The organism is Archangium lansingense, assembly GCF_026626635.1.
Taxonomy (GTDB): Bacteria; Myxococcota; Myxococcia; order Myxococcales; family Myxococcaceae; genus Archangium; species Archangium lansingense.
In genome coordinates this window covers 4124650-4138048 of sequence record NZ_JAPNKA010000001.1, presented here as the reverse complement: position 1 = coordinate 4138048, position 13399 = coordinate 4124650, and the positions used below count along the sequence as shown (strand labels likewise).

General features: G+C 70.2%; 7 protein-coding genes. 5 read left to right on the top strand and 2 right to left on the bottom strand.

Annotation, left to right across the window (positions count from 1 at the left end):
- Nucleotides 1–17 precede the first annotated feature (17 nt).
- Nucleotides 18–791, bottom strand: a complete 774-nt coding sequence (locus OV287_RS16855; RefSeq protein WP_267535053.1) for a double zinc ribbon and FHA domain-containing protein — start codon at nt 789–791, stop codon at nt 18–20.
- 234 nt (nt 792–1025) lie between these two features.
- Nucleotides 1026–6326 (bottom strand): excinuclease ABC subunit UvrA, encoded by a 5301-nt coding sequence (uvrA, locus tag OV287_RS16850; RefSeq protein WP_267535052.1) that lies wholly within the window; start codon nt 6324–6326, stop codon nt 1026–1028.
- Nucleotides 6327–6451: 125 nt separating this feature from the next.
- On the opposite strand from uvrA, the gene OV287_RS16845 reads away from it, so the two are divergent.
- The 5 genes from OV287_RS16845 to OV287_RS16825 all read left to right on the top strand — a co-directional run bounded on the left by OV287_RS16845 (nt 6452) and on the right by OV287_RS16825 (nt 13393).
- Complete coding sequence (locus OV287_RS16845) at nt 6452–7645, top strand: cytochrome P450 (protein WP_267535051.1); 1194 nt, start codon at nt 6452–6454, stop codon at nt 7643–7645.
- A 44-nt stretch (nt 7646–7689) separates the two neighbouring features.
- Nucleotides 7690–8883: a cytochrome P450 gene (locus tag OV287_RS16840; RefSeq protein WP_267535050.1), complete on the top strand. Its 1194-nt coding sequence runs from the start codon at nt 7690–7692 to the stop codon at nt 8881–8883.
- 100 nt (nt 8884–8983) lie between these two features.
- Complete coding sequence (locus OV287_RS16835) at nt 8984–10183, top strand: cytochrome P450 (protein WP_267535049.1); 1200 nt, start codon at nt 8984–8986, stop codon at nt 10181–10183.
- A gap of 105 nt (nt 10184–10288) precedes the next feature.
- Entirely contained in the window at nt 10289–11281 is a 993-nt protein-coding gene (locus OV287_RS16830; RefSeq protein ID WP_267535048.1) for a S1 family peptidase, read from the top strand.
- Nucleotides 11282–11428: 147 nt separating this feature from the next.
- Nucleotides 11429–13393 carry an ATP-binding protein gene (locus OV287_RS16825; RefSeq protein ID WP_267535047.1) on the top strand — a complete coding sequence of 655 codons (1965 nt, stop codon included), beginning with the start codon at nt 11429–11431 and terminating at the stop codon, nt 13391–13393.
- The last annotated feature ends 6 nt before the right edge of the window (nt 13394–13399 follow it).

Sequence of the window (13399 nt, the reverse complement as noted above, 5' to 3'; positions counted from 1 at the left end):
CATCCCCCCTCGCCCGCTCACTGGGAGCGGCGGGACAGCAGCGGCTCGGGAACGATGACGAGCACGAGGGTCGTCCCGCCCAGGGTGATCACCGTTTGATTCTGCAGGACGACCTGCTCGCCGTGGATGACGGTGCCATTGATGGTGGAGCCATTGCTGGAGACGTCGATGAACGAGGCATCCTCGGCTCGGATGAAGAGGAAGGCGTGCTGGCCGCTCACGCGCCCGTCGTCAATCACCACGTCGCAGTCAGCGTTGCGGCCGAGCACGTTGCGTCCGGCGCGCAGCGGGTGAACACGTCCGGGGTCAGTGGGGCCGCGGTACTCGAAGAGGGCGCCACGGATGAGCCCCGCGGCGGCCGGACTCTCGCTACCGGTCTCCACGATGGTCCGGGCCTTGGGGCGCGGAGCGGCGGCGGCCGGAGCGGCGGGAGCAGGCGCGGGAGCCGGCGGCATGGCGGCACGTGCCGGGGCCGGGGCCGGACTGGACAGATGGGTAGGCGGAAGGGACGCGGCGGCGAAGGGATCGCGCGGGTCGAAGGTGGGCCGGGGCGGGGGCGGATTGGCGAAGAAGTCCGCGCCTCGGTGAGCAGGCGGAGGCGGAGGCGCCGCCGGATCCGGCTCGAAGACGGTGTGACGTTTCTGATGCGGGTTGGCCGGCTGCGGGGGTGGCTGCGGCGCGGGAGCGCTCCCGGCGCCCGGAGCGGGCTTGGGAGGCGTCAGGTCCATGCCGCACATATCGCAGTAGGCGGCACCGGCATCATTCTCGTTCTGGCAGGAAGGACAACGCATGAGGGGCGTCCACGACTCTAGGGCACGCCCTGGAGGAAACTCCAGCCGGACGAGTCCCCAAGCCCCTACGAACGAGGTGGGCGACGATTGCAGGCCTGACGAGGGCAGCGATGCTCAAATGCCCTGGTTGCGCATGCTCCCTCTCCCTCTGGGAGAGGGCGGGGGGTGAGGGTAGTCCCGCAGTACAGGGCGAAGACCCTCACCCTAGCCCTCTCCCAGAGGGAGAGGGGACTCTCACCGTCCCCGTGCCGCCTTCCGGGCTGGCTCCTCGGCGGCGAACACCGACTTGAGCACCCGGCCCGTGGCCGTCTTCAGCCGGGCCACTTCCTGCGGCGTCCCCTCCGCCACGATGCTCCCGCCCTCCTCACCGCCCTCGGGGCCCAGCTCCACCACGTGGTCCGCCGAGGCGATGACGCTCGGGTGGTGCTCGATGACCACCAGCGTGTCTCCACGGTCCACCAGCCGGCGCAGGAAGGCGATCAGCTTCGACACATCTCCCAGGTGCAGGCCCGTGGTGGGCTCGTCGAGCACGTACAGCGTGGGCTCGTGGCGCGTGGACGCGGTGAGCTCGGCGGCCAGCTTCAACCGCTGCGCCTCACCTCCGGACAGCGTGTTCGAGCCCTGGCCAAGCTGCAAATACCCCACGCCCAGATCCGACAGGCAGGACAGCGGCGCGGCCACCTTGGGTATCGCGTGGAAGACGTCCTTGGCCTCGTCGGCGGACAGGCGCAGCACGTCGCCGATGGTCAGCCCGTGGTAGCGCACCTCCAGCGTGGCCGCGTCGAAGCGCGCCCCACCGCAGGCTTCGCATGGAGTCACCACATCCGGGAGGAAGGACATCTCGTGAGAGATGGCGCCCTGCCCTTCGCACACCGTACAGCGGCCACCGGACGCGGTGTTGAACGAGAACCGCGCCGGAGTGAAGCCTCGCAGCTTGGCCTCGGGGGTGGCGGCGAACGCCCGACGCAGCTCATCCCAGAGGCCCAGGAAGGTGGCCGGCACCGAGCGCGGCGTGCGCCCGATGGGGGACTGGTCCACGGCCAGCACGCGGCGGATGGCCTCCACGCCCGTGAGCGACTTGAAGGCCCCTGGGCGCGTCGTCACCAACCCGAGCTTCTCGCGCAGAGCCGGATACAGCACCTGCCGCACCAGGGTGCTCTTTCCCGAGCCCGAAACCCCCGACACCACAGAGAGCCGGCCCACGGGGATGCGCAGGTCCACGCCCTTCAGATTGTTGGCGCGAGCCCCCTTCAGCTCCACCCACTTCTCCGGCGCGCCTCGGGGCGAGCCAGCCAGCACCGCGGGCTCCCGGAGCGCACGGGCCGTGGGAGCGTCCTCGGTCTGCAGCACCTTCTCGGGCGGGCCTTCGGCGAGGATGCGCCCGCCGCCACGTCCACCGGTGGGCCCCAACTCCACGAGGTGGTCCGCCGCGCGGATGGTGTCCGTGTCGTGCTCCACCACCAGCACGGTGGAGCCGGTGTCCACGAGCGCGCGCAGGTTGGACAGCAGGCGGTGCGTGTCACGCGGGTGCAGACCGATGGTGGGCTCGTCCAGCACGTACATGGCACCGGTGAGGCCCGCACCGAGCTGCGCGGACAACCGCAGCCGCTGCATCTCTCCACCCGAGAGCGTGGACGCGTTCCGGTCCAGCGACAGATAGCCCAACCCCACCTTGTCGAGGAACTCCATGCGCCGCAACAGCTCCTGTCGGGACGGCTCGCCGAGCAGCGCCCGGTCCCCGCGGAACTTCCACCCTCGCACCTGCTCCAGCGCGGCGGTGACGGACTGCTGCACCACCTCGTGGTAGCGCAGCCCCTCCAGCTTCACGGCGCGCGGCACCGGCTCCAGGCGCGAGCCCTCGCAGGTAGGGCACGGCTCCGAGCGGCCCTCGGCCAGCGCCTCGGCACCTCCCTCCACGCCCGTGCCCTCGCAGTCCACGCACCGGCCCTGCTTCGTATTGAAGGAGAACCACCGAGGGTCCAGCTCCGGCACGGAGAAGCCGCAGACGGGGCAGGTGCGCTCGCTGGACAGCAGCGTCTCCTTGTTCCCGCTGGAGCGGACCTTCAGGGCGCCCTTGCCCCACGTGAGGGCCTTGTCGAACACCTCGCGCGGCAGCTTCGCCAGCTTGCCCTGGTACATGACCAGGTCGATGTCGTGCTCGCGCGACTTCACGAGCTGGGGCGGCTGATCCGTGGACACCACCTTCCCGTCGGCGATGGCGGTCTCGATGCCAGCGCGAGCGGCGGCGGTGAAGACGTCCAGGTAGGTACCCTTGCGCGCGCGCACGGCGGGGGCGAGCACGGTGCAATCCCCCTTCATGGCGGTGAGCTGCGCGTAGAGGGCCTCAGCCGTGGTGGCGGCAATGGGCTCGCCGTCACGCGGACAGTGGGGCTGGCCCAACTTGGCGAAGAGGAGGCGCAGGTAGTGGGCCACCTCGGTGACGGTGGCCACGGTGCTGGTGGCGCCCGCGCGCGAGGTGCGCTGCTCCAAAGCCACCGAGGGCGGGATGCTGCTGATGCGCTCCACGTCCGGGCGCGGCATGGTGGGGAGGAACTGGCGAGCGTACGGCGTCAGCGTCTCCAGGAAGCGCCGCTGTCCTTCCGCGAACACCACGTCGAAGACGAGCGAGCTCTTCCCCGAGCCACTCGGCCCCGTCACCACCGTCATCTTCCCCAGGGGAATCCGGCAGGACACCTCCTGCAGGTTGTGCTCGCGCGCGTGCTCCACCTCGATGGCCGGAGCCACCTCCGCCGCGCCCTTGCCGCGCTTGCCTGGCACCACCGGCTCAGCCAGTTCCCCGCGCAGCGCCGCCGCGGTGAGACCCTTGCCTCGCGCGAGCTGCTCCGGAGCGCCCTCGGCCACCAGGCGCCCACCGTTGCGACCACCACCCGGGCCCAGGTCAATGATCCAATCCGCGCCCCGCATCACCACGAGATCATGGTCCACCACGACGACGCTCGCGCCGCGGTCCACCAACTCGTGCAACGCGGCGAGCACCTGACGCACGTCCGCATCGTGCAGACCGGCGCTCGGCTCATCGATGAGGAAGAGCGAACCCTTCGCCTCACTGGCCAAGGCGCGTGCCAACTTGAGCCGCTGAGCCTCACCGCCGGACAGGGTAGACAGGGGCTGACCGAGGGGCAGGTATCCCAGCCCCAGCCTGGACACGGGCCCGAGCGCGCGCACCATTGGCTTGTCGTCGGCGAAGCGCTCCAACACCTCGTCCACGGTCAGCTCCAGCACGTCCGCCACGGAGAGACCGTGGTGCCGGATGGCCAGCACCTCCTCCTTGAAGCGGCGGCCCCGGCACACCGGGCACAGCAGGGACACGTCGGCGAGGAACTGCATCTCCACCGTCTCGTAGCCCTCACCCGAGCAGGCCTCACAGCGCCCCTTGTCCACGTTGAAGGAGAAGTGCGCCGAGGTCAGCCCCCGCACCTCGGCCTCGGGCTCGGAGGCGAAGCGCTCGCGCAGCCGATCCCACGCCTTGGTGTACGTGGCCGCGTTGCCTCGCGAGGTGCGCCCCAGCGGCGACTGGTCCACGAAGGTGACGCGCTCCACCGCCTCCAGCCCGTCCACGCCGTCCGCCTCGCCCGGCACCTCCACGTCCTTCTCACCCAGGGCGCGCCCCAGGTGGCGATACAGCACCTCGTCCATCAGGGTGCTCTTGCCCGAGCCGCTCGGCCCGGTGATGGCGCACAGCACGCCCAGCGGCACGCTCACGGAGACACCCTGGAGGTTGTGGGCCCGAGCGTTGCGCACCACCAATTCGCCCGTGCGCTTGCGCGGCTCACGCTTCACATCCCCGGTGCCCGCCAGCAACCGGCCGGTGGGCAGGTCCGCGCGCTTCGCCAGCGCCTGCGGCGTCCCGTCGAAGCACAGCTTCCCACCGTGCTTGCCCGCCCCAGGCCCCAGCTCCAGCACGCGGTGAGCGGAGCGGACGACGAGCGGATCATGCTCGATGACCAGGGCGATGTTGCCCCGCGTGGCCAGCTCGGCCATGGCGCCGGTGAGCGGACCCACGTCGGCGGGGTGCAGGCCCACGGTGGGCTCGTCCAGGACAAAGAGCGCCCCCGTCAGCGAGGTGCCCAGCGCCGCGGTAAGGGACACGCGCTGCGCCTCGCCGCCGGACAGCGTGCGCGCGGGCCGGTCCAACGTGAGGTAGCCCAAGCCCACCCGCTCCAGATAACCAAGGCGCCCGGCCAGCTCGCGGCGGACCAGCTCGCCCTGGCCGGTATGGGTGCGCAGGGCCTCCAGCCGCGCTCGAGCATCGGACAGCTCCAGCCCATGCCACGCAGCCAGGTCCAACCCCCCCACGCGCCAGGCCCGCGCGGACTCATTGAGGCGCGCCCCCTGGCAGCTCTCGCACAGCGAGTAAGCGCGGTAGCGCGAGAGCAGCACCCGCACGTGCATCTTGTACGTGCGGCTCTCCATCCAACGGAACCACGCACGCACGCCCGGATACACCCGGCCGCCGTCATAGTCGCCCTCCCCTTCCAGCACCCGCTCCTGCTGCGCCGGGGTGAGCTGTGCCCAGGGCACGTCCAGCGGAATGCCGTGCTCGCGCGCGTAGCGGAACAGCATCTTCCGCTCCCACTCGGACGTCTTACCCGACCACGGACGGATGGCCCCCTTCTCCAGGCTCAGCGCCGGGTTGGGCACCACCTTGGCCCAGTCGATGCCGATGGTGCGGCCGAAGCCCCTGCACGTGGGGCAGGCGCCAATGGGCGACTGGTAGCTGAAAAGACCGGGCCGGGCCTGCTCGAACTCACGCGAGCACTTGGGGCACACCAGCCCGCGGCGGATGCGCCGGGCGCCCGAGGGGGTGAAGGCCACCGCCTCGCCATGGCCCATCGACCACGCGGACTCCAGCGCCGCCGTCACGCGGCTGAGGTGCCCCTGGGACAGCTTCAACCGGTCCACCACCACGTGCGCCACGCCGGCCGAGTCCGTCGCCTCGGCGGGCCGCAGCGACTCCAGCTCACGCACCTCGCCCTGCACCACCAGCCGGTGATAGCCCTCCTTCAGCAGCCGAGCACGCACGTCGAGGAACTCAGCGGTGTCCGCGATCCGCAGAGGGAAGGCCAGCACGGCCAGCGCCTCGGGCTCGGCGGCGATCGTCGCCGTGGCGGCCACGCGCGCGTCGGTACGCACCGCTTCCACTCCACAGGTGGAGCACACAGGCATCGCTTCACGAGTGAAGAGCGCGGACAGGTACGCCTCTACATCGGCCAGGGTGGCCACGGTGGAGCGCGAGCTCTTCACCGGCGCGCGGCGATCCACGGCCACGCCCGCTGCCACAGGCTCCAGGGTGTCCATCGGGGGCCGCTCCAGTCGCTCGAGGAACTGGCGGGCATACGGGCTGAAGCTCTCGACGAAGCGGCGCTGTCCCTCGGCGTAGAGCGTATCCAGCGCGAGACTTGACTTGCCGGAGCCGGACACGCCGGTGAGGCACACCAGCTCGCCCTCGGCGAGATCCACCGAGAGAGACTGAAGGTTGTGAGTGCGGGCTCCAACGAGGTGCGTCTTGTGCATGGGAGGCGGTGATTTAACGGCTGAAGTCGGGCTCGCCAACGGAATCTGTGACGTGGGACCGGGCAGGCGGCCAGGCTTCACTGTCCTGCTATGTTGGCTCTTCCTCTCAACCCCGAGGCCTGCCCATGAGCAGTAGAGTGAACCTGCTCGCACCCGAAGTGCGGATGAATCCCTATCCACTCTATGCGGAGCTGCGGCGGAATGCTCCGGTGAGCCAGGTGGATCCAGGCGGGCTCTGGGCTGTCGCACGCTACGCGGACGTGCTCACGGTGATGAAAAACCCGCAGCTCTTCTCCTCGGAGGGCATCCGGCGGACCTATCGCCCAGAGTGGATTTCCGACTACCCCATGGCCGACTCCATGCTCGTGATGGATCCGCCGCACCACACCCGGCTGCGCGCGCTTGTCAGCCGCGCCTTCGGGACCTCGGTGCTGACCCGGCTGGAACCGCGCGTCCGCGAGCTCGCGCAGCAGGTCACCGCCGCGCTGCCCCAGGACCGCTCCGTGGACTTCGTGGATGAATTCTCCATCCGCGTGCCCATCGCCGTGCTTGGCGATCTGGTGGGCATTCCCCCCTCGCTCCACGCGCGGCTCAAGCGGTGGGCGGAGGTGATGACGCAGTTCACCAGCGTGCGCCCGGAGGACACCGAGTTGCAGGAGCGGCTGCGCGCCGCGGTGGCCGACGCCCGCGCGCACTTCGAGGAGGTGGTGGAGGAGCGCCGCCGCGCGCCCCGCGAGGATCTGGTGAGTGATCTGCTCCGGGCGCGCGTGGACGGCGAGGCACTGACGCCGACGGATCTGATGGGCTTCATGTTCCTGCTCCTCATCGGCGGCCTGGAGACGACCGTGCACCTGCTGAGCTCCTGCGCCCTGAAGTTCCAGGAGGATCCGGCGCTGATGGCGCGGCTGCGCGCGGAGCCGGCCCTCATCCCCCGCTTCATCGACGAGATGCTGCGCCACAGCGGCCCGGTGCATGGGGTGGTGCGGCTGGTCACCGACGAGGTGGAGCTCGGCGGCGTGCACGTCCCCCAAGGCGCGCGGCTGCTGCTGCTCATGGCCTCGGCCAACCGCGATGAGGCCCACTTCCCAGACCCGGACCGCTTCGACCTGGACCGCCCCGGTCCGCAGAACCTCCCCTTCGGCCATGGCGCCCACTTCTGCCTGGGTGCCCAGCTCGCGCGGATGGAGTCCCGGCTGGCCCTGGAGGCGCTGCTCGCCCGATTCTCCCGGCTCACGCTCGGAGAGGAACCGGCACGGTGGAACATCTCGCTGGTGATGAGGGGTCCCACGCTGCTACCGCTCGCGGCGCACACGGACTGACGGCTAGCATGAGCGCCTCTCCTTCTCCGAGAAGAGGCAGCCCGATGAGCAGCCGAGTGAACCTGCTGGCCCCCGAAGTGCGGGCCAATCCCTACCCCGTCTACGCCGAGCTGCGCCGCAATGCGCCCGTGAGTCAGGTGGACCCGGGAGGGCTGTGGGCCGTGACGCGCTACGCGGACGCGGCGGCCGTCCTGAAGAACCCGCAGCTCTACGCCTCCGAGGGCTTCCGTCAGGCCTATCGCCCGGCGTGGTTCTCCGACTACCCGCTGGCGGACTCCATGCTCGTGATGGATCCACCGCACCACACCCGGCTGCGGGCGCTCGTCAACCGCGCCTTCGGGGCCTCCGTGATGACCCGGCTGGAGCCGCGCATCCGCCAGCTCGCGGAACAGACCGTCGCCGAGCTTCCCACGGGCCGCTCCGTGGACTTCGCCGAGGCCTGGTCCGTGCGCATCCCCCTGGCCGTCATCGCCGAGCTGATCGGCCTGAGCCCGTCCGTCTACCCCCAGCTCAAGCGATGGGCGGACCTGTTCGGCACGTTCACCGGCATCGGGCCCAACGACACCGAGCGGCAGGAGCTCATGCGCAACACGGTGGCCGAGGCGCGGCAGCACTTCGAGCAGGTGCTGGAGGAGCGCCGCCGCGAGCCGCGGGAGGACCTGGTGAGCGACCTGCTGAAGGCCCGCGTGGAGGGTGAGGCGCTGTCGAGCGCGGAGCTGATGGGCTTCATGTTCCTGCTCGTCGTGGCGGGAATGGAGACGACGGTGCACCTGATGAACCACTCCGCCATCCGGCTGAGGGACGAGCCGGAGCTGATGGCGAAGCTGCGCGCGGACCGCTCGCTCATCCCTCGCTTCGTCGACGAGATGCTGCGCTACGAGCCGCCGGTGCATGGCGTCTTCCGGATGACCACCCAGGAGGTGGAGCTCGGCGGCGTGCGCCTGCCCAAGGGCGCGCGGCTGCTGGTGATGCTGTGCTCGGCCAACCGCGACGAGGCTCAGTTCCCCAACCCCGACCGCTTCGACCTGGAGCGCCCCGGTCCGCAGAACCTGCCCTTCGGGCAGGGCATCCACTACTGCCTGGGCGCACAGCTCGCGCGGCTCGAGGGACGGCTGGGCACGGAGGCGCTGGTCACCCGGTTCTCACGGCTGTCGCCTGGAGACGGGCCAGTGCGGTGGAACTCCTCACTCGTGGTGCGGGGTCCGCTCTCACTGCCGCTCGTAGCGCACCCGGCCTGAGCCCTCGGATACCCCACGGCCGCCCCACGCCCGCCGGGGCGGCCACGCCTCGGGCTGCGCTACGATGAAGCCCCCCCTTCATCACCCCCGAGGTCAGCCGATGAGCAGTACCGGTCGCGTGAACCTGTTGGCCCCCGAGGTCCGGGCGAATCCCTACCCCTTCTACGCCGAGCTGCGCCGCAACGCGCCCGTGAGCCAGGTGGATCCGTTCGGCATGTGGGCCGTCTCGCGCCACGACGACGTGGTGTTCGTGCTGAAGAATCCGCAGCTCTTCGCCTCCGAGGGCTTCCGCCAGGCCTACCGTCCGCCGTGGATCTCCAACTACCCGCTGGCGGACTCGGCGCTCGTGATGGATCCGCCGCGCCACACCCGGCTGCGGGCCCTCATCAACCGCGCCTTCGGGGCCTCCGTCATCACCCGCATCGAGCCCTTCGTCCGCCAGCTCGCGACTCGACTCGTCGCGGACATCCCCGCGGGCCGCTCGGTGGACTTCGTGGAGTCCTTCGCCACCCCCATGCCCATGGGCGTCATCGGCGAGCTGCTGGGGCTCTCCCCCGAGGTGCATCCGCGCCTCATGCACTGGGCGGAGCACCTGGCCCGCTTCACCAGCATCGGCCCCAACGACACGGAGAAGCAGGAGGCGATGCGCGCCACGGTGAACGAGGCCCGCGGGCATTTCGAGCAGGTGCTGGAGGAGCGTCGGCGCAACCCAGGTGACAACCTGGTGAGCGACCTGCTGCGCGCGCGCGCGGACGGCGAGGCGCTGACGGACACGGAGCTGCTGGGCTTCATGTTCCTGCTGCTCATCGGCGGCCTGGAGACGACGCTGCACCTGCTCAGCCACGCCGCTCACCGGCTCCACCTTCAACCAGAGCTGATGACGCTGCTGCGCGAGCAGCCCGCCCTCGTCCCCCGCTTCATCGAGGAGGTGCTGCGCCACGAGCCGCCCGTGCACGGAATGATTCGCTTGTCCGCCGAGGAGGTGGAGCTCGGCGGCGTGCGCGTCCCCAAGGGCGTGCGGGTGCTGATCCTCATGGGCTCGGCCAACCGCGACGAGGCCCACTTCCCGGAACCGGACCAGTTCAACCTGGACCGCCCCGGTCCGCAGAACCTGCCCTTCGGGCACGGCATCCACTTCTGCCTGGGCTCCCAGCTCGCGCGGATGGAGGCACGACTGGCCGTGGAAGCGCTGCTCGCCCGGTTCTCCCGACTCACCACGGGAGCTGGGCCGGTGCAGTGGAACTCCTCGCTGATCGTCCGGGGCCCCGCGAAGCTTCCGCTCGTGGCTCACCCAGCCTGAAGCCTCGGAGATCGCCCGGCTGCCCTGCCTTCATCGGGCCACCCCGGGCGTGTTGCCTGCCCGGTCCCGTCAGCGTGTCCATGCTGTAGGGAGGCAGGAGGCCCCATGTTGACCGTCGACACCGATATCTCAACCGCTCGGGCGGTCGCTGCCCGGGCAGCCCCAGCACTCGCCATTCTCGAGATGCCCGGCCGGCAGGGGGTCGGCTTCGTGGCTGCTCCCCAGGGCCGGCTCGTCACCAACTTGCACGTGGTGGCCGGTGCCGAGGAGATCCACGTCCTGCTCGCCGACGAGCAGTGCATCCAGGTGGAGCAGGTGATCGCCCTCGATGAGAAGAGGGACCTGGCCGTGCTGCAGCTGCCCATACACGGGGTGGAAGCGCTCCGGCTCGACGGCGGAACCCACCCGGGAGAGGGAGACGCACTCTTCATCCTCCTCCCGGCTGGCGGGGGCATGATGGGCCTGCTGGAGACGCGCGTCCATGCGGTGCAGGTGCTCGACGAGTCCCTCACCTTCCTGGAGTTGGAGGCGGCCCTGCCGGAGGACGCCTCGGGCAGCCCGGTGATGGATGCCTCGGGCGCTCTGGTGGGCGTGGCCACCTGCGCCTTCGCGGACGGGCGGCCAGTCACCATCGTCATCCCCTCGCGCTATGTGGAGCCGCTGCTGGAGCAGTCTGGAACGCAGCCCCTCTCCACGCTCGCCCTGGCCAGGCCGGTGGCCTCGCGCCAGCGGCAGATCCCCACCCACCCGCTCTCGCTGCTGGAGAGCAGCACCACAGATGGGGTCGAGGAGATCGCCCTCGCCATCATGCAGGCCATCCAACTCGGAGCCCCCGCCTACAACCGGGGAGACCCCGAGTCCTGCTACCGCCTCTACGAGCGCACGGCCGAGCGCCTCATCCAGGAGCGTCCGGATTGTCCCGGTGCCCAGGCCGCCCTGCGAGACGGACTCCAGCGCTGCGCCCGGCTCGACGGCGCGGATGCGTGCGCGTGGGCCCTGCGCGACACCTTCGATGGACTGCTCCACGTCATCGACCGCTGGCTCCAGGCCCAGGCCGCTTTCGCACGCATGTCCGCACCCAGGTCGTACCTTCAGTGAAGTCACTCGGGCGCTCCCCGCCGATGGCCTTTGGCACTCTGGAGAATCCGTTCAATCCATGACGTCCTATTCATCCCAGCACTGCCGATACTTCTTTGGGGGAGCACCCCCCATCGGGGCGACACCCGCTCCGTAGTAAGACGTCGGTTGAACGCCATCCACCTCGCTGAGGAGCACATGCGGGCCCTGCTCGTTCCATCCGGGAGCATTGATCTCTCCCCCGTGGAGCTCCTGCTCCGTCAGATCGGCCTGACGCCGACCCGGGCAGGGGACGACGAAGCGGCTATTGCGGCCTTCCGGATGGCGCCCTACCCGTTGGTGCTGCTGGGAATGGATGAAGCGGGAGACCGGATCGTCCTCTTGCGTGCGCTCCGGGCCAGCCCGCGCGGGATGCAGGCCTCGCTCGTGCTGGTGGCGCGCCCCGAGCAGATGGAGAAGCTGCAACCGCTGCTGGACGCCGGAGCGGATGACTTCCTGCTGCTGCCGCTGGACGAGGCCTCGGCCGCGGTGCGGTTGCGGCTCGCCGAGCGCCGATCCTCCGAGCGGCCGGCACCGGTGCCAGACGACTTCGAGCTGGACGGGCTGTGTGCGGTGCTGCTGCGGGAGAGCCCGGTGCCCACCTGCATCACCACGCGCGAGGGCCAGGCCTTCGTCGAGGTGAACGATGCGTGCACGCGGCTGTTCGGCTACGCGCGCGAGGAGATGCTCTGGCGTACGGCGAAGGATCTGAACCTATGGGAGACGCCCATCGAGCCGGATCGCCTGAGTGCCATCTTCCGGGAGCAGGGCGTGCTGCGCGGGGTGGAGTCGCGCGTGCGGACCAAGAGTGGGGAGCTGCGCCATGTGCTCGTCTACTCGGGGATCGCCGAGTACGCGGGCACGCCGCACGTGGTGACCATGTTCCCGGACCTCACCGAGCGCAAGCACATGCAGGCGCGGCTGCTGCTAGCGGACCGGATGGCCTCGGTGGGCACACTGGCCGCTGGCGTGGCGCATGAAATCAACAACCCGCTGGCCTACGTCACGGCCAACCTCGGCTACGCGCACGAGGAGATGGTCCGCCTGATGGAGCGCTCGTCCGCGACGCTGCCGGACGGCCTCGCCACCTCGAGCCCGCTGAAGTTGGTGTACGTAGCGCTCGGCGAGGCCCTGCACGGCGCGGACCGGGTGCGGACCATTGTCGGGGACCTCAAGACGTTCTCCCGCGAGACGCAGGAGCCGCTGCGGGCGGTGGACGTGAAGAAGGTGTTGGACAGCACGCTCAACCTGGCGTCCGGGGAGATCCGCCACCGGGCGAGGCTGGTGAAGGAGTACGGGGAGAACGTGCCTCCGGTGCGCGGCAACGACTCGCGCCTGGGCCAGGTGTTCCTCAACCTGCTGGTCAACGCCGCTCAGGCCATTCCCTCCGACGGGGACGCGGACCTCCATGAGATTCGTGTCGCCACGCGCGTGGTGGCACCGGGACGGGTGGCGGTGGAGGTCTCGGACACCGGAGCAGGCATCGCACCGGAGCTGCTGGGCCGCATCTTCGATCCCTTCTTCACCACCAAGCCGCCGGGCGTAGGCACGGGGCTGGGCCTGTCCATCTGCCACAACCTCATCCACACCATGGGTGGCGAGCTGCACGTGCACAGCGACCTGGGACGGGGAACCACCTTCCAGGTGTTGCTGCCAGCGGCCACCACGCCGCTGGAGGAGCCCGCCCCGGAGCAGCGGCCCGTGGCCAGCACCGGAGGGCCGAGAGGGCGTGTGCTGGTCATCGACGACGAGCCCATGCTGTGCTCGGCGGTGGAGCGGATTCTGAGACCGCACCATGACGTGGTGTACACCACGCTGGCGGCCGAGGTGTTGCCACGGCTGGAGGCGGGCGAGCACTTCGATCTCATCCTGTGCGACCTGATGATGCCGCGGATGAATGGGATGGACTTCCACGCGGCGCTGCAGCGGCTGAGGCCGGAGCTGACGGGGCGGGTCATCTTCCTCACGGGCGGCGCCTTCACAGCGCAGGCGAAGACGTTCCTCGAGAAGGTGCCCAACCGCCGGGTGGAGAAGCCCTTCAACGCGCGAGCCCTGCTGGCGGTGGCGCGCGAAGTGATCGGCGCCACCGGGTGAGACTGT

What these genes read in the sequence shown, in the direction of transcription:
- OV287_RS16855 (WP_267535053.1), bottom strand. Translation starts at nt 791, where the DNA reads ATGCGTTGTCCTTCCTGCCAGAACGAGAATGATGCCGGTGCCGCCTAC.
- uvrA (WP_267535052.1), bottom strand. Translation starts at nt 6,326, where the DNA reads ATGCACAAGACGCACCTCGTTGGAGCCCGCACTCACAACCTTCAGTCT.
- OV287_RS16845 (WP_267535051.1), top strand. Translation starts at nt 6,452, where the DNA reads ATGAGCAGTAGAGTGAACCTGCTCGCACCCGAAGTGCGGATGAATCCC.
- OV287_RS16840 (WP_267535050.1), top strand. Translation starts at nt 7,690, where the DNA reads ATGAGCAGCCGAGTGAACCTGCTGGCCCCCGAAGTGCGGGCCAATCCC.
- OV287_RS16835 (WP_267535049.1), top strand. Translation starts at nt 8,984, where the DNA reads ATGAGCAGTACCGGTCGCGTGAACCTGTTGGCCCCCGAGGTCCGGGCG.
- OV287_RS16830 (WP_267535048.1), top strand. Translation starts at nt 10,289, where the DNA reads ATGTTGACCGTCGACACCGATATCTCAACCGCTCGGGCGGTCGCTGCC.